This window comes from Pseudomonas grandcourensis (assembly GCF_039909015.1).
GTDB lineage: Bacteria > Pseudomonadota > Gammaproteobacteria > Pseudomonadales > Pseudomonadaceae > Aquipseudomonas > Aquipseudomonas grandcourensis.
Map to the genome: position 1 here is coordinate 1,291,123 of NZ_CP150919.1, position 16,798 is coordinate 1,307,920.

The window sequence follows — 16,798 nt, forward strand, 5'->3', positions numbered from 1 at the left end:
ACGAACCTGATGGAATATTTAAAGACATGAGCGACCTAGAACTCGACCCGCAAGCCCTGCAACAGGAAGAAAACTCCCTGATCGCCCTGCGCAAGGAAAAGCTTGCTGCCGAGCGCGCCAAGGGCAACGCCTTCCCGAACGACTTCCGCCGCGAAAACTACTGCGAACAATTGCAGAAACAGTACGCGGACAAGACCAAGGAAGAGCTGGCAGAGGCTGCGATCCCGGTCAAGGTTGCCGGTCGTATCATGCTCAACCGTGGCTCGTTCATGGTGATCCAGGACATGACCGGTCGCATCCAGGTCTACGTCAATCGCAAGACCCTGTCCGAAGAAACCCTGGCCGCGGTGAAAACCTGGGACATGGGCGACATCATTGCCGCCGAAGGCACCCTGGCCCGTTCCGGCAAGGGCGACCTGTACGTTGAAATGACCAACGTGCGCCTGCTGACCAAATCCCTGCGCCCGCTGCCGGACAAGCACCACGGCCTGACCGACACCGAACAGCGCTACCGCCAGCGCTACGTCGACCTGATCGTCAACGAAGACGTGCGCCAGACGTTCCGCGTGCGTTCGCAAGTCATCGCCCACATCCGCAGCTTCCTGATGAAGCGTGACTTCCTGGAAGTGGAAACGCCGATGCTGCAGACCATTCCGGGCGGCGCGGCAGCCAAGCCGTTCGAAACCCACCACAATGCGCTGGACATGGGCATGTTCCTGCGCATTGCGCCGGAGCTGTACCTCAAGCGGCTTGTTGTTGGCGGCTTCGAGAAAGTGTTCGAGATCAACCGCAACTTCCGTAACGAAGGCGTTTCGACTCGTCACAACCCAGAATTCACCATGTTGGAGTTCTACCAGGCCTACGCTGACTACGAAGACAACATGGACCTGACCGAAGAACTGTTCCGCGAACTGGCGCAGCTGGTCCTGGGCAGCACCGACGTGCCGTACGGCGACAAGGTGTTCCACTTCGGCGAGCCGTTCGTGCGTCTGTCGGTGTTCGACTCGATCCTCAAGTACAACCCTGAGCTGACCGCCGATGACCTGAACGACATCGACAAGGCTCGCGCCATCGCCAAGAAAGCCGGCGCCAAGGTGCTGGGCTTCGAAGGCCTGGGCAAGCTGCAGGTGATGATTTTCGAAGAGCTGGTCGAGCACAAGCTGGAACAGCCGCACTTCATTACACAGTACCCGTTCGAAGTGTCGCCGCTGGCCCGTCGTAACGACGAGAACCCGAACGTCACCGACCGTTTCGAGCTGTTCATCGGTGGTCGTGAAATCGCCAACGCCTATTCCGAGTTGAACGACGCGGAAGACCAGGCCGAGCGCTTCATGGCCCAGGTGGCCGACAAGGACGCCGGCGACGACGAAGCCATGCACTACGACGCCGACTTCGTTCGTGCGCTGGAGTACGGCATGCCGCCAACGGCGGGTGAAGGCATCGGTATCGACCGTCTGGTGATGCTGCTGACCAACTCCCCGTCGATCCGCGACGTGATCCTGTTCCCGCACATGCGGCCGCAAGCGTAAGTGTTTCAAATAAAAAGCCGCCTTTGAGGCGGCTTTTTATTGCCTGTCTGGTACAAACGTATCAACTTGTTACTTTCATCTGAGAGGAAATACCTGTCGTGATTCGTGCAATAGCTCAAGAAGGTGCAGCGGGTGTCGCCACTGCGGTCGCTGAAAGTGTTCAGTACCAGGGTCGCAAGGCCAGCCGACAGGGCAGCGAACAGCGACGACAGGAAATCCTGGATGCCGCCATGCGCATTGTCGTGCGTGACGGCGTACGGGCCGTACGGCACCGTGCGGTGGCCGCCGAGGCACAAGTGCCGTTGTCGGCGACCACTTACTATTTCAAGGATATCGATGACCTGCTCACCGATACCTTCGCCCAATACGTGGAACGCAGTGCGGCGTACATGGGCAAGCTTTGGGTGAACAACGAGGGCCTGCTGCGCGAGATGATCGACAGTGGTGATGGCAGCCCCCAGGCGCGCTCGAAGCTGGCGGACGACATTGCACGGCTGATGACCGATTACGTTCACCGTCAACTGGTCAATCGCCGCGAACATCTGATGGCCGAGCAGGCGTTCCGTCAGGAGGCATTGCTCAACCCGCGCCTGGCCGAACTGGTGCGCTCGCATCAGCAAATCCTGTTGCAGGGCTCTTGCCAGCTGTTCCAGGTGTTGGGCTCGCGCGAACCGCAACAGGATGCCAAGGTGTTGACGGCGATTATCGGCCGGATGGAATATCAGGGCCTGCTCAACGTAGACGAGCCTGCCGCCGAAGAGGAAATGCTCGGCATCCTGACACGCTACATGCACCTGGTGCTGGCGTCGGTGTGATTTCGGGCGGGGGTTACCCCTGTAGGAGCGAGCAAGCTCGCTCCTACAGGGGTCGGTATGTTCATAGGGAGTTTTGAATGAAAGCCTGGCGTGTCGTTGTGATCGCCTTGTCGTTCCTGCTGCTCAGTGGCTGTCTGGTGACCTTCAAGGAACCGCTGCCTGCAAGCGAACCCGCGCCCAAGGGGTTGCTCGGCAAATGGACCAGCACCAATGCCTGGGGCGAGCCGCTCAACCTTGAACTGACCCGCATCGGCGACAACCGCTATCAGGCCATCAGCTATTACCGGGCCAGGCCCAAGGAGCGGGAGGCCTATCCCTTCACAGTGACGCGCCATGGCAACCGCTGGTATCTGTCAGCGAAGGTGCCGGCGCAGTTCGGCGGGCATTTCACCATTGGCGGGTTTGAACTGACCGACAAGCATGAACTGGTGGTCTACAACCTCGACCTCGAACAGATCAACCAGGCCATGAAGCAAAAAGCCCTGAGCGGTGAAAGCTTCCAGACCCACGACGGCGATGGTGTATTGATCGACAGCCACATGGATCAAGTCGCCGCCTACCTCGACGACCCGGCCAATTCCGATGTGTTCGTCGAAGCCGTACGCTATCAGCGTCAGGCCAAAGCCAAATAAGCAGCACAAACAGGTTTCTACAGGAGTTTCGCGTGGACGATTACCAACAGTCGATACGCATTTTGTCCGATCGCATCGTGCTGGCGCAGACACCGATCCGCGTCCTCGATGCGGTCAAGTGGGACGACAACATTCGTAAGGGTTTCCTCAAGGCCAAGGGCAAGGAAATGCCGGCGGTGGACCGCGACTACTACCTCAATCGGCCGCTGGCGTTCGATTCCAGCAAGGTGAAGTTGGAGTTCCAGAACATCGAGCGCGACATCACCCGCCAGCTCGGCCAGTTCAACCCGGTCGGCCAGATCATGCGCCGCATGTGCAAGGAATACCGCATGGTGGTGCGCATGCTCGAAGCGCGCGGTACCGAAGATTTCGGCCTGATTTCCCAGGAGTTGTACGGTGCTGCCTCCGACGCGTTCCATGCGGGTGACCCGACCCTGTCCGACCTGGGCATGATGTTGTCCGAATACCTGAACAACATCGACGGCCGTGGCGACCTCAAGGATGAGCCGAAGACCCTGACGGCCAAGGATGCGGTCGACATGCTCCAGCAGCGCTTGAACAAGGTGTTTGGCGAGGCCGAGGAAACCATCCGGGTGTTCGAGTCCGACGGCATCGTCGCCGATGCGGCGGCCGGTGCCGACTACATCAAGATCCGCTCCGATGCGATGTTCAACGACCGCGACGTGCGGGCACTGGAAGTTCATGAAGGACTGGTGCATGTCGGCACCACCCTCAACGGCCTGAACCAGCCGATCTGCACCTTCCTCGCCAAGGGCCCGCCCTCGTCGACGGTGACCCAGGAAGGCCTGGCGATCCTGATGGAAATCATCACCTTCGCCTCGTATCCGAGCCGCCTGCGCAAACTGACCAACCGCACCCGCGCCATTCATATGGTGGAGGAGGGCGCGGACTTCCTGCAGGTGTTCGAGTTCTTCCGCGAGCAAGGCTTCGAGATGCCCGAGAGCTACAGCAACGCCAGTCGCGTTTTCCGCGGCTCGGTGCCGACAGGTCTGCCATTTACCAAAGACTTGTCCTACCTCAAGGGCTTCATCATGATTTACAACTACATTCAACTGGCCGTGCGTAAAGGCAAGCTGGAGCAGATACCGCTGTTGTTCTGCGGCAAGACCACCCTGGAAGACATGCGTACCTTGCGCCAGTTGGTGGACGAAGGCCTGGTGGTACCGCCCAAGTACCTGCCGGAACAGTTCCGCGACATGAACGCGCTGTCGGCGTGGATGTGTTTCTCCAACTTCCTCAATCACCTGAGCCTGGACCGGATCGAGGCGGATTACTCCAACATTTTGTAGGCCCTATGAGGTCACCTGTGGGGTATGTATTCCAATCTTCACTGCGAGGTTTCAGCGGATGAGAATCCTCGGCATCGTCTGCCTTCTCCTGACCTTGAACGGTTGCAGTTCACTGTTGTTCTACCCCGAACCCGGCCAGTTGTTCACCCCGGAAAAGGCCGGGCTCGAATACCGCACCGTCACCCTGATCACCGCTGATGGCCTCAAGCTGAATGCCTGGTGGCTGCCGGCGAAGAAGGGCGTCGAGGTCAAAGGTACGGTGCTGCACCTGCACGGCAACGGTGGAAACCTGCCCATGCACCTCGGTGGGAGCTTTTGGTTGCCGAAAAATGGTTACCAGGTGTTGCTTGTGGACTATCGCGGTTATGGCCTGTCCGAAGGCGAACCCAGCCTGCCAGCGATCTACCAGGACATCGATGCGGCGTTCGCCTGGCTGGACAAGGCGCCGGAGGTTCAAGGCAAGCCGCTGATCCTGCTGGGCCAGAGCCTCGGTGGCTCGATGGCCGTGCATTATCTGGTTCAACACCCGGAACGGCAGAAACAGCTGAAGGCTTTTGTCCTCGACGGTGTGCCTGCCAGTTACCGAAGCATCGGTCAGTTTGCCCTGAGCAATTCGTGGATGACCTGGCCGTTCCAGGTGCCGTTGTCGTGGCTGGTGCCGGACGGCGACAGCGCGATCAACTCCATGGCGCAACTCAAGGACGTGCCGAAACTGCTCTACCACAGCATCGACGATCCGATCGTGCCTCTTTCCAACGGCATCCGACTGTATCAAGCTGCGCCGCCGCCACGGGTGCTGCAACTGACCCGTGGAGGCCATGTGCAGACGTTCGCCGACCCGGTCTGGCGCAAAGTCATGTTGCGTTATCTTGATGATCCGCAGCATTTCAACGGCCTGCGCCGCCTGGGTGAAGTCCCCAACTACCCGGCACCCCCGAATTCTGAAGATGAACCACCAGAGAGTCCGCAATGAGTGAAGAACGTAACGCCATCCCGCTGATCATCACCGGTATCTGCAGCATCCTCGGCACCGTCGGTGCCCTGTGGTGGTACGGCTACCTGCACTTCGCCAAGCCTGAGGATGCGTTGCTGCTCAACGAATTCACCATGCTCAAGACCGTGCCGGGTGAAGACTACAAAGTCTCCCTGGAACCGGCCGCCCAAGTGGCGCAGTGCATCGATGGCGTGCTGGTGCTGTTCGACATGGAACAGAAAGGCCTGACCGGCGTGCTGGTCGACAGCAAGAAAAAAGCCGTGCGCTGCATGGGGCAGGAGACGCCGCAGAAGCTGGAGCAGTAAACCGGTATTTGTTGGCAATAGAGATCAAATGTGGGAGCGGGTTTGCTCGCGAAAGCGGTTTAACTTTCAACACTGATGTTGTCTGACACACCGCTTTCGCGAGCAAGCCCGCTCCCACAGACTCTATGGAAAATCAGTGTTTCTGTTTGTCGTCAGGCACCGACAAATCGTGCAAATGCCGACGGGACAGCGCCAGAAAGCGCGGGGTCGGGCCGATGTCTTCATACAGTGGATCGCCTTCTTCATCAGTGGCGACCACGGTCGTGCCCTTGACGTACGGGAAGCTTCTTTCCAGCTCTTCCAGCGCGGCGCCGATCAGATCGCCGAGCAGTTCTTCGGGATGCCGCTTGGGGTACATCTCGACAAGCGCGGCCAGCCGTGCGGCAGACTCTACGTCCAGATGAATCGAGTAGCCGGTGTCGGTCAGGCGACCCTTGGCGTTTTCTTCCCAGTGGTGGGCAAGCTCGCGGATTTTCATATTGACCTCATTGCGCTCCCGCTCGTGGCAGGCAGAGTGAGTGTCCGGCACTGGCCGGTGACAACCGTTGTACGGCTTACCGTTCAGACTAGCCTCAACAGGCAGGGTTTACAGGCCCTTCGTCGTCTTGCTTGTAAGAACCTGTCTGGGGCGGCACTCTCTTGTTTCTTAGCCGCCCGGATTTTTTGCTGGAGACCTGCTGATGACCGATATTGATGCACGCTTGCGCGAGGACGTTCACCTGTTGGGTGAGCTGTTGGGCAACACCATTCGTGAGCAATATGGCGACGGTTTTCTCGACAAGATCGAGCAGATCCGCAAGGGCGCCAAGGCTGACCGACGTGGCTCCATGGACGCCGAACTCAGCGCCAGCCTCAATCAGCTGAGTGAAGACGAGTTGCTGCCGGTGGCCCGGGCGTTCAACCAGTTTCTCAACCTGGCCAACATCGCTGAGCAATATCAGTTGATTCATCGTCGCGAGGAATCCCAGGAGGCTCCGTTCGAAGCCCGGGTGCTGCCGGAGTTGCTCGCGCGCCTGCGCGCCGAGGGGCATGGCGCCGACGCGCTGGCCCGGCAACTGGGCCGGCTGGAGATCGAGCTGGTACTCACCGCGCATCCCACCGAAGTTGCACGCCGCACACTGATCCAGAAGTACGACGCCATCGCCGCGCAACTGGCGGCTCAGGATCACCGTGACCTGACCCGTGCCGAGCGCGAGCAGATCAAGACCACCTTGCAACGCCTGATCGCCGAAGCCTGGCACACTGAGGAAATCCGCCGCACGCGTCCGACGCCGGTGGACGAAGCCAAGTGGGGTTTCGCGGTGATCGAGCACTCACTGTGGCAGGCCATTCCCAATTATCTGCGCAAGGCCGATCAGGCCCTGCACGCCGCCACCGGCTTGCACCTGCCACTGGAGGCGGCACCGATTCGCTTTGCCTCGTGGATGGGCGGCGACCGCGACGGCAACCCGAACGTGACGGCGGCGGTTACCCGAGAGGTTTTACTGTTGGCGCGCTGGATGGCGGCCGATTTGTACCTGCGCGATGTCGATCGCCTGGCCGCTGAGCTGTCGATGCAGCAGGCCAGCGATGAATTGAAGGCCAGGGCGGGAGACAGCGCCGAACCGTACCGGGCAGTGCTCAAACAACTGCGCGAACGCCTGCGGGCAACGCGCAACTGGGCACACGCTGCCTTGTCGACGCCAGCGCCGGCACCCGCCGATGTGCTGCAAGACAACCGCGAACTGCTTGATCCACTGGAGCTTTGCTACCGCTCCTTGCACGAGTGCGGCATGGGCGTGATCGCCGACGGGCCGTTGCTCGATTGCCTGCGTCGGGCAGTGACCTTCGGTCTGTTCCTGGTTCGTCTGGATGTACGCCAGGACTCGTCGCGGCACACCGCGGCGATGACCGAAATCACCGACTACCTTGGCCTGGGACGCTACGAGGACTGGAGCGAGGAAGAGCGCATCGCCTTCCTGATGCGCGAATTGAGCAATCGTCGGCCCTTGTTGCCGACGTACTTCAAGCCGTCCGCCGACACCGCCGAGGTGCTGGCGACTTGCCGGGAAATCGCCGCTGCACCGTCGGCATCCCTCGGTTCCTATGTGATTTCCATGGCCGGTGCGGCTTCCGATGTACTCGCCGTGCAGTTGCTGCTCAAAGAGTCCGGCGTGTTGCGGCCGATGCGCGTGGTGCCGCTGTTCGAAACCCTGGCCGACCTCGACAACGCGGGGCCGGTGATCGAGAAGCTGCTGCTGTTGCCGGGCTATCGCGCGCGCCTGCAAGGGCCGCAGGAAGTGATGATCGGCTACTCCGACTCGGCCAAGGACGCCGGCACCACCGCGGCGGCCTGGGCGCAGTACCGGGCGCAGGAGCGACTGGTGGATATCTGCCGTTCGCACGACGTCGAACTGTTGTTGTTCCACGGTCGCGGCGGCACTGTGGGGCGCGGTGGCGGCCCGGCCCACGCGGCGATCCTGTCGCAGCCACCGGGTTCGGTGGCGGGGCGTTTCCGTACAACTGAACAGGGCGAAATGATTCGATTCAAGTTCGGCCTGCCGGACATTGCCGAGCAAAACCTCAATCTGTACCTGGCCGCCGTGCTGGAGGCGACCTTGCTGCCTCCGCCGCCGCCTACGCCCGAGTGGCGCCATTTGATGGACGAACTGGCCGCAGACGGTGTCAGCGCCTACCGCGCCGTGGTGCGGGAAAACCCGCAGTTCGTGGAGTATTTCCGCCAGTCGACGCCGGAACAGGAACTCGGTCGTTTGCCCCTGGGCAGTCGTCCGGCCAAGCGTCGGGCCGGGGGGATCGAAAGCCTGCGGGCGATTCCGTGGATCTTCGGCTGGACCCAGACGCGCCTGATGCTGCCGGCCTGGCTGGGTTGGGAAGCGGCCCTGAGCAAGGCCCTGGAGCGTGGCGAAGGCGAACTGCTGGGGCAAATGCGCGAGCAGTGGCCGTTCTTCCGCACCCGCATCGACATGCTGGAAATGGTTCTGGCCAAGGCCGATGCCGACATTGCGCAGTCCTACGATGAGCGTCTGGTGGAGCCGAATCTGTTGCCATTGGGTGCGCACTTACGCGACCTATTGTCGCAGGCGTGCGCCATCGTTCTCGGCCTGACCGGGCAGTCGCAGCTGCTGGCACATAGCCCGGCGACCCTTGAGTTCATCCGCTTGCGCAACACCTACCTCGACCCGCTTCATCTATTGCAGGCCGAGTTGCTGGCCCGTTCAAGAGTGCAGGACGTGGCGCAGGGCAGCCCGGTAGAACAGGCCTTGCTGGTGTCTGTGGCGGGGATTGCCGCCGGTTTGCGTAACACAGGCTAAGGTTTTTGCCGTGGGGTCAGGCATCCGGCAGGTGAGCCGGATGCCGCCGTTTGACGGCTGCAAAAATGCTGTCAGGCGACAGTTAATGATGGGGTTGCGACTTGGGAAACTGTGCTCAAAGGTCGCAAGAGGCAGCGGTTTCTCCGACTTTCGGCGTCTTGTGTGGGCGCAGCCTGCTGTGTATCTTGATCAGCCTTTGACCGTTTGGGCGGTCACGACCCTATTTTTGAGATTGGCCCCACGAGGCGAATCTGACGTTATCCATATAAAAAATTGAGGAGCACATCGATGCGCGTCATTCTGCTGGGAGCTCCCGGGGCCGGTAAAGGTACTCAGGCTAAGTTCATCACCGAAAAATTCGGCATTCCGCAAATCTCCACCGGCGACATGTTGCGTGCAGCGGTCAAGGCCGGCACCGAGCTGGGCATCAAGGCCAAGAGCATCATGGATGCCGGTGGCCTGGTCTCCGATGACCTGATCATCGCTCTGGTCAAGGACCGCATCGCCCAGTCCGACTGCGCCAACGGTTTCCTGTTCGACGGCTTCCCGCGCACCATTCCCCAGGCTGAAGCCCTGGTGACTGCCGGCGTTGAACTGGATGCCGTGGTTGAAATCGCCGTTGAAGACGAAGAAATCGTCCAGCGTATCGCCGGTCGCCGTGTTCACGAGGCCAGCGGCCGCGTTTACCACATCGTCTACAACCCGCCGAAAGTAGCTGGCACAGACGACGTCACCGGTGAAGAACTGGTACAGCGCAAGGACGACACCGAAGAAACCGTGCGTCATCGCCTGTCGGTCTACCACTCTCAGACCAAGCCGCTGGTGGATTTCTACCAGAAGCTGTCGGCCGCCAATGGCAAGCCGAAGTACAGCCACATCGAAGGCGTCGGTTCGGTTGAAGCGATCACCGCCAAGGTGCTTGCAGCCCTGAGCTGAAAAGTCTGACCCGCTGCATCATCCACGGCCCGCTTGCGGGCCGTAGTTGTTTATACTGACGCACTTTTTTCTGATCTCTCTTGTGGATACATCGATGAGCACCTTGCTGGCCCTGGACACCGCGACTGAAGCTTGCTCCGTTGCCTTGCTGCATGACGGCAAGGTCACGAGCCATTACGAGGTGATCCCGCGCCTGCACGCGCAAAAGCTGTTGCCGATGATCAAGCAATTGCTGGCCGATGCGGGCACCACGCTGCAAGCGGTCGATGCCATTGCGTTCGGCCGTGGCCCGGGCGCCTTCACCGGCGTGCGCATTGCCATCGGCGTGGTGCAGGGCCTGGCGTTTGCCCTGGATCGCCCGGTGCTGCCGGTGTCGAACCTGGCCGTGCTGGCGCAACGTGCGCTGCGCGAACACGGCGCCACTCAGGTCGCCGCCGCCATCGATGCGCGCATGGATGAAGTGTATTGGGGTTGCTACCGCGAAACGGCCGGGGAGATGCGCCTGGTGGGGGCGGAAGCGGTACTGCCGCCGGAGTCCGCTGGATTGCCGGCCGATGCCGACGGCGAATGGTTCGGCGCAGGCACCGGTTGGGGTTATGGCGAGCGTATCGCCGTCAGCCTGAGCGGGCAGGACGCGGGCATGTTGCCTCACGCTGAAGACTTGCTGACTTTGGCGCGGTTTGCCTGGGAGCGCGGCGAGGGGATCGTGGCCGATGAGGCGCAGCCGGTTTATCTGCGCGATAAAGTGGCGACGCCCAAGGCACCGAAAACATGATCGAGATATTTTGAATCTTAAAATTCTCGCTTGGTATTTGTTCATGGCTCGATATGTATCCATGCCGGTAGCTGCGCCGGCATAGGCTATTGCGACGTTATCAAACGTTGTCTCCAGTGGTAAGGAACCTTAATCGGTTTACTCTTCCGCTCCCCGCATACATGGCAATTTTCATTTTTGCAACTGTCATGTTTGACAGTTTCATATGGTTAGTTTAATCGCGCTTAATTCAGGTTCATCAGCCTTGAGTGGCTTCATTCCTGGATGAATGAGTTACGCCTCATTCCTTTGAAATGAAATCGCTGTGGATACCAATCGTATTCGTCTGGGCTGTAATCAGGAGCGAATAAATGAAAACTGAAAAAACTCTAGTCAAACAGCATGTGGGATTGCCACTGGACCGAAGCTTCGGCGAAGCAGGGCAGATCAGACCGAATTTTTTGAGCGGTGGTGCCCGAGCAGCGCAATTGTCAGCGGATGGCTCGCTCTACTTCGCGACTTGGCAAGATGAAAACTCTTTGTTTCGAGCAACACCTGAGGGGGCTTTAGACCCGTCCTTTGGAAATGGAACGGGTCGCGTCAAGTGGCATTTTGTCCACGGTGAAGAGTCCAGACCCTCCTGCCTTTTGGTGCAAGCGGATCACAAAATACTTGTGATCGGTGATACGAGAAGGACTGACGGCACAGCCCGTGCCGCGCTGACCCGCTTCCATAACTCAGGCAGTCCTGATCTAGTGTTTGGTACAGTTTTGGTCCCTGTATTCGAGGGGAACTATGTAGTGATGGAGTTGGTGAGTGGTTGTTTGCAAGCGGACGGTAAAATACTGATTGCGTTCGGGTACGGTACGGCTGAAGGTTTTGGTTCTCTGTTAATACGTTTGAAGGCGGAGAATGGGGAGCTAGATGACAGCTTTGGCAATGGTGGTTATGTAGACGTCAAAAGTAACGGTCCCGCTATCGAACTTAGAAGTGTTCTGGTCCGGGATGACGGGAAAATAATTGTCGGGGGAACGGCTGACGATCAACTGGTAATTGGTTGTTATACCCCTAATGGAGAGATTGACAGCAGTTTTGCCCAGGAAGGGTTTGCCTACTACAAGAGCCCCGAAGGGGCGCTGAGAATGAGGCAGCTAGTCGCTCAACCCGACGGGAAACTTGTATGTGCTGGCAGAGTCAACTTGGGAGCAGCCAACACTAAAGGCATGGTAATGCGGTTCGACTCCAACGGAGATCCCGACTCAAGTTTCAACGAAGGGGTACCTGTTTTCACCGATGCAGGTCGCAACACCGCATGGAATTCATTGGCCGTTCAAGCGGACGGTAAAATCGCGATGACAGGGAATAACGCGGAACTTGGAACGGAACCATTGGTTGTAATAGGCAGGCTTTTACCCAATGGTTCACCTGATCCCGGTTTCGGTGAGAATGGCTGGGGGTCGGTTGGTGTTGGTGGGCTTTCTTGGGATGTAAGGATTCAAGCCGACAAACGAATTATTGTTGCCGGGGAAAATCTTAATGACTCTGGAAACCGTACACCGTCGATTTATGGACTTTCGGTGTAAAAGACATGGCGCCCTGAATGCCCCTTGAACAAAGCAGTTGGTCGATTTGATCGACTGCTCGGGCAGCCCCCTGTCGGACCTGAGTGTCCGTCGCAGAATTCACCAATCGTCGTTTTCTAACCGCAGCTTTTAAACCTTTTGCCTTTTATGTGTTCTAGTTATCACTCGGCGGTTTGCGAAGTGGGTTTTGCGCCACTAAACTGCCATCACTGATTCCGAGTATGCACTTATGCGTATAGACGGCGTTTCCTCTCAGTCCTACCCCATCAAGCGCAAACCTCGCAAAGGCCGCGTGGTGGAAGACGACGCCATTGATATCGAAGGCGAGCTGGAATTCCCGACTGAAGAGCAACTGGCTGCCCGCGCCGCCAAAGCCTCTGCGCAAAAACTGAGCAATCTCCCCGCCCGTCAGCAAGACATGATTTACCACCGTGCCATGAGCAAAAGCGTGGCGACAGCCTTGGCCAGCTACCTGAGCACCGCCGGTTTCGTCGATTGGGAAGCGGATGTGCTGGGTCTCGACCTGTACATCTGATGTTGCTGCCGTATTACCTCGGATGTCCGTCCTGGAGCGAAAACGCCTGGCGCGACTACCTGTATCCGCCGGACGCCAAAACCGCCGATTTTCTTGATCTCTATTCCCAGGTATTCAATGCCGTAGAAGGCAACACGACCTTCTACGCGAGCCCGGCCGCCAGCACCGTGCAGCGTTGGGCCGAGACCATGCCCGAGCACTTTCGCTTCACCGCCAAGTTTCCCGGCGAGATCAGCCACGGTGGCGACCTGCGCGAGCAACTGACTTCCGCCGAAACTTTCCTGCAATTGCTCAGTCCGCTTGGTGAGCGAGTGTCGCCACTGTGGTTGCAGCTATCGAAAAGCTTCACGCCCCAACGTTTGCCTGAGCTGGCCGGATTTATCGATGCCCTGCAGCGGCCGCTGGCCGTGGAAGTGCGGCATGACGAGTTTTTCGCCAAGGGCGACAACGAGCGAATGCTCAACCGCCTGCTGCTGGATCGCGGTGTCGAACGCATCTGTCTCGATCCCCGTGCGCTGTTCAGTTGCACCTCGACCGAGCCTTCGGTGCTCCACGCTCAATCGAAGAAGCCCCGTGTGCCGCCGCGCCCTGCGGCATTCACGCCATTTCCGCAGGTGCGTTTTATCGGCCATCCGACGCTTGAAGCCAACGATACGTTCCTGGAACCGTGGGTCGAGAAAATCGCGCTGTGGATCGAAGAGGGCCGCACGCCGTATATCTTCCTGCACACGGCCGACAACCTGCTGGCGGCGAAGCTGGCGCAGCGTTTTCACGCCCGGCTGATGCTGCGTTTGCCTGGCTTGCCGGCGCTGCCTGAGCTATACAGAGAACCCGTCGCCGAGCAACTTGGCCTGCTCTGAGGCGGATTCTTCCCCCTCTTCAGGAGCCTGCCCAATGGATGCGCAAACCCTTCGAGCCCAGGTGTTCAAAGCCCTTCACGAACGCCCCGGAGCTTTTGTGATTCCCAATCCGTGGGATGCCGGGTCAGCGAAGATGCTCGCCAGCCTCGGCTTCGAGGCGCTGGCGACCACCAGCGCCGGTTATGCCTTTTCCCAAGGCCGCGCCGATGGCGGATTGACCCTCGACGACACCCTGATGAACGTTCAAGCGATTGTCGCCGCCACCGACCTGCCGGTTGCCGTCGACCTGGAAAACGGCTTCGCCGACAACCCGGCTGATTGCGCGAAAAGTATCTTGCGCGCGGCAGAGGTCGGCGCTGTCGGTGGTTCGATCGAAGATGCCACCGGCCGCGAAGAAGGCCCGATCTATTGTTTCGAACACGCAGTGGCGCGCATTGAAGCCGCTGTGGCGGCCGCTCGCAGTCTGCCGTTCCACTTTACGTTGACTGCCCGGGCGGAAAACTTCCTGCACGGCAATCCCGATCTGGCCGACACCATCCGCCGCTTGCAGGCATTCGCCGAGGCCGGTGCCGATGTGCTCTACGCACCGGGCCTGCGCAGCGCCGAGGATGTGCTGGCGGTGGTGCGCGCCGTGGCGCCAAAGCCGGTGAATGTGTTGATGTCGGGGGGCTTGAAGTTGACGGTCGCGCAGTTGGGGGAGATGGGCGTCAAGCGCATCAGCGTCGGTTCGGCGCTGGCATTGGCGGCCTATGGTGAGTTCTTCCGCGCCGCCGAAGAAATCCAGACGTCAGGCACGTTCGGTTTCACGTCCCGGTCGATGCCGTATCAGAAGGCCAATCAGTTTTTCAAAGGCTGAGGGAAGACGGCGCGGCTGAGGGTCAGGCGGCGATACGCAGGTTCTGCAGGACGATCGGGCGCGCCCAGCCATTGTCGAAATCGAGTTGTTTCTGCTGCTCCACCCGTTCTTCTGGCGAGAACGGCGGGAACGGCTTGTCGAGCAGATCGAGTTCGAACTCGGCGATGGGCAGGTGCAGCGCACGTGGTTGTGGGGCAGGGCCAGCTTCTGGCAGCGGCTGACCGGCGTTCAATACGATCGGGCGAACCCAGCCGCTTTCGAAGTTCTGCTGTTTTTGCTGGGCGACGATTTCGTCCACCGGAAACGGTGGGCGTGGTTTGTCTGCCAGGTCCATTTCGAATTCGGCGATTGGCAGGAACAGCGGCTCCGGCGGGCGGATTTCGTTGTCCTTCACGTCGCATTCACGCTGGGACACGATGTGCGCCAGCAGGTCGCTGCCAACGGTGGGTTCAACGGGACTTTCGAGATCGACCGGTGGAAAGTTCAGGGACTCAGGCAGCACTTCACCCGACTGTTCGGCCAGCGCTCGGGCAAAGAAATCCTGCCAGATGTGGCTGACGCCGCTCAGTGCCTGGGTGTTTCGCAGGTTGTAGTCGCCGTAGGGCGAGATAAAACCTGTGATTGTGGGTTGAAAGTCTGACATTTCTCTCGGTCGACGCTCAGCTCTGGCAAAATGCTCGATAGTTTTGTTATCGGCCGTTTTTGCCGATCATTAATTTTTTGAGCGTGTTTTCCGATGATTGATCAACCTGCGGCCTGCCGCATCCATGTCCAGGCCCTCGACGCGGCTTTCGAGCCACAAGCCGAGCAATGGGCCGAGCGCCTGGGCTTGCCAATGCAAGTGGCGGACGGCGAATTTGCCTTGCAGGTGGGCGACATGGGCTTGCAGCTGCAACAACTGGGGCCGGATGCACCGGGGCCGGTGCGGGTGGACTTCGTCGAGGGCGGTGCGGCCCATCGCCGGTTGTATGGTGGTGGCAGCGGGCAGATGATTGCCAAGGCTGTTGGCGTCGCCCAAGGCGTGCGCCCGCGGGTGCTGGACGCCACGGCAGGGCTGGGCAAGGACGCGTTTGTGCTGGCCAGCCTCGGTTGCGAGATGAGCCTGATCGAGCGTCAGCCGCTGATTGGTGCCATGCTGGAAGACGGCCTGGCCCGTGGCGCGGAAGATTTCGACGTGGCGCCGATCGTGGCGCGCATGCGCTTGCTCAAGGGCAATTCGATCGAGGTCATGCGCAACTGGGAGGGCGAACCGCCCCAGGTGATCTACCTCGACCCGATGTTCCCGCACCGTGAGAAAACCGCGCTGGTGAAGAAGGAAATGCGCCTGTTCCGGCCGCTGGTGGGCGATGACCCGGATGCGCCGGCATTGCTTGAGGCCGCGTTGGCCCTGGCCAGCCACCGGGTGGTGGTCAAGCGCCCGCGCAAAGCGCCTTGTATTGAAGGGCCGAAGCCGAGTCATGCGCTGGATGGCAAGTCCAGTCGGTATGACATTTATCCGAAGAAGGCGCTCAAGCCTTAAGACCGAGGCGCCTTCATCGCGGGCAAGCCACGCTCCCACAGGTTTTGTGTCGAGCCCAAGACTTGGGGGCACCTCGGACCCTGTGGGAGCGAGCTTGCTCGCGATGGCGTCAGCCCGGTTACCGACAATCCATCAGGCTCACTCAGGCCGATAAGCCCGCATAAACAACCCCACCACTTCCCGCACATGGCTCTCTGCCTCTTCGCCAACCAGAGGCTCGCCACAGCCGTACAGCAAACGGAAATTCCCCGCACCCTTGAGCAGGCAGAAGAAGTGCTCGGCCGCGTTGTGCGGCTTGTCGATGCGCAGCACACCACTTTCATCGATCTTGCTCAGCAGGCGCTCCATGCCATGCAGCATGCGCTCCGGCCCGGCCTCGAAGAAGATCTGCGAGAGTTTCGGGTCCTGACTGCCCAGGGTCATCATCAAACGGTGCAGGTTCACTGATTCATCACTGTTGATCAGGTGATGAAAGCCGCGCGCGATGTTCAGCAGCACGGTTTCCACGGCCACGCCTTGCGGCAGTTCGAAGAACAGCGTCGGCAACTGCTCCTCGCACTTGGCCATCACCGCAGCGGAGAACAGCGTCTCCTTGTCGTTGAAGTGGCTATAGACCGTCAGCTTCGACACACCGGCCTCGGCCGCGACGGCATCCATGCTGGTATTGGCATAACCCTTACTCAGAAACAGCGCTTTGGCCGCATCGAGAATCGCCTGGCGCTTGACCAGGTCCTTGGGTCTGCCTGGGCCATTGGGTGCTGAAAGATTGTTTGGCATATTCGTTTTTATTACTGGACTGGTGAGTTTGCTATTAATAACATACTGCTCAGTATAATTATTCAAAGCACCATTAGCGAAA

At 59.6% G+C, this 16,798-nt stretch carries 17 protein-coding genes; 14 read left to right on the plus strand and 3 right to left on the minus strand.

The features are described 5' to 3' along the window. Positions 1–26: 26 nt before the first annotated feature. From lysS to AABM52_RS05640, 6 genes are all read left to right on the plus strand, one after another. Positions 27–1,529 (plus strand): lysine--tRNA ligase, encoded by a 1,503-nt coding sequence (lysS, locus tag AABM52_RS05615; RefSeq protein ID WP_104450709.1) that lies wholly within the window; start codon positions 27–29, stop codon positions 1,527–1,529. 98 nt (positions 1,530–1,627) lie between these two features. Then, entirely contained in the window at positions 1,628–2,344 is a 717-nt protein-coding gene (locus AABM52_RS05620; RefSeq protein WP_347910867.1) for a TetR family transcriptional regulator, read from the plus strand. A gap of 77 nt (positions 2,345–2,421) precedes the next feature. Continuing rightward, the gene (locus tag AABM52_RS05625; RefSeq protein WP_347910868.1) at positions 2,422–2,976 is read left to right on the plus strand and encodes a hypothetical protein; all 555 of its coding nucleotides are present in this window, start codon (positions 2,422–2,424) and stop codon (positions 2,974–2,976) included. A 32-nt stretch (positions 2,977–3,008) separates the two neighbouring features. Then, a complete protein-coding gene (locus tag AABM52_RS05630) occupies positions 3,009–4,286 on the plus strand; it encodes a flavohemoglobin expression-modulating QEGLA motif protein (RefSeq protein ID WP_347910869.1) in 1,278 nt (425 codons plus the stop codon). A gap of 58 nt (positions 4,287–4,344) precedes the next feature. Then, positions 4,345–5,259: an alpha/beta hydrolase gene (locus AABM52_RS05635; RefSeq protein WP_347910870.1), complete on the plus strand. Its 915-nt coding sequence runs from the start codon at positions 4,345–4,347 to the stop codon at positions 5,257–5,259. Further along, positions 5,256–5,585 carry a hypothetical protein gene (locus AABM52_RS05640; protein WP_046041078.1) on the plus strand — a complete coding sequence of 110 codons (330 nt, stop codon included), beginning with the start codon at positions 5,256–5,258 and terminating at the stop codon, positions 5,583–5,585. The genes AABM52_RS05635 and AABM52_RS05640 overlap by 4 nt, the downstream gene beginning before the upstream one ends. A 133-nt stretch (positions 5,586–5,718) precedes the next feature. Here the strand turns inward: AABM52_RS05640 and AABM52_RS05645 are convergent, their stop codons facing one another. Next, entirely contained in the window at positions 5,719–6,063 is a 345-nt protein-coding gene (locus AABM52_RS05645; protein ID WP_008051389.1) for a hypothetical protein, read from the minus strand. A 202-nt stretch (positions 6,064–6,265) separates the two neighbouring features. Here AABM52_RS05645 and ppc point away from each other — a divergent pair, with 202 nt between their 5' ends. The 7 genes from ppc (at position 6,266) to AABM52_RS05680 (ending at position 14,420) form a co-directional block, all read left to right on the plus strand. Next, positions 6,266–8,896 (plus strand): phosphoenolpyruvate carboxylase, encoded by a 2,631-nt coding sequence (ppc, locus tag AABM52_RS05650; protein WP_347910871.1) that lies wholly within the window; start codon positions 6,266–6,268, stop codon positions 8,894–8,896. A 288-nt stretch (positions 8,897–9,184) separates the two neighbouring features. After that, the gene (gene adk, locus AABM52_RS05655; RefSeq protein WP_347910872.1) at positions 9,185–9,832 is read left to right on the plus strand and encodes an adenylate kinase; all 648 of its coding nucleotides are present in this window, start codon (positions 9,185–9,187) and stop codon (positions 9,830–9,832) included. 94 nt (positions 9,833–9,926) lie between these two features. Next, a complete protein-coding gene (gene tsaB / locus AABM52_RS05660) occupies positions 9,927–10,607 on the plus strand; it encodes a tRNA (adenosine(37)-N6)-threonylcarbamoyltransferase complex dimerization subunit type 1 TsaB (protein ID WP_347910873.1) in 681 nt (226 codons plus the stop codon). A 350-nt stretch (positions 10,608–10,957) separates the two neighbouring features. Further along, positions 10,958–12,169 (plus strand): hypothetical protein, encoded by a 1,212-nt coding sequence (locus AABM52_RS05665; RefSeq protein ID WP_347910874.1) that lies wholly within the window; start codon positions 10,958–10,960, stop codon positions 12,167–12,169. 229 nt (positions 12,170–12,398) lie between these two features. Then, positions 12,399–12,704, plus strand: coding sequence for a hypothetical protein (locus AABM52_RS05670; protein ID WP_057716196.1), 306 nt, complete (start codon positions 12,399–12,401; stop codon positions 12,702–12,704). Next, positions 12,704–13,564 (plus strand): DUF72 domain-containing protein, encoded by an 861-nt coding sequence (locus AABM52_RS05675; RefSeq protein ID WP_347910875.1) that lies wholly within the window; start codon positions 12,704–12,706, stop codon positions 13,562–13,564. Before AABM52_RS05670 ends, AABM52_RS05675 begins: the two co-directional genes overlap by 1 nt. Positions 13,565–13,598: 34 nt before the next feature. Beyond that, positions 13,599–14,420, plus strand: a complete 822-nt coding sequence (locus AABM52_RS05680) for an isocitrate lyase/phosphoenolpyruvate mutase family protein (RefSeq protein ID WP_347910876.1) — start codon at positions 13,599–13,601, stop codon at positions 14,418–14,420. 22 nt (positions 14,421–14,442) lie between these two features. Here AABM52_RS05680 and AABM52_RS05685 read toward each other — a convergent pair whose 3' ends face one another. After that, positions 14,443–15,063, minus strand: a complete 621-nt coding sequence (locus AABM52_RS05685; protein WP_347910877.1) for an energy transducer TonB — start codon at positions 15,061–15,063, stop codon at positions 14,443–14,445. 96 nt (positions 15,064–15,159) lie between these two features. Here AABM52_RS05685 and AABM52_RS05690 point away from each other — a divergent pair, with 96 nt between their 5' ends. Beyond that, on the plus strand, positions 15,160–15,939 hold the full coding sequence (locus AABM52_RS05690; RefSeq protein ID WP_347912587.1) for a class I SAM-dependent methyltransferase: 780 nt from the start codon (positions 15,160–15,162) through the stop codon (positions 15,937–15,939). A 138-nt stretch (positions 15,940–16,077) separates the two neighbouring features. Here AABM52_RS05690 and AABM52_RS05695 read toward each other — a convergent pair whose 3' ends face one another. Beyond that, positions 16,078–16,716, minus strand: a complete 639-nt coding sequence (locus AABM52_RS05695; protein WP_347910878.1) for a TetR/AcrR family transcriptional regulator — start codon at positions 16,714–16,716, stop codon at positions 16,078–16,080. Between the last annotated feature and the right edge of the window lie 82 nt (positions 16,717–16,798).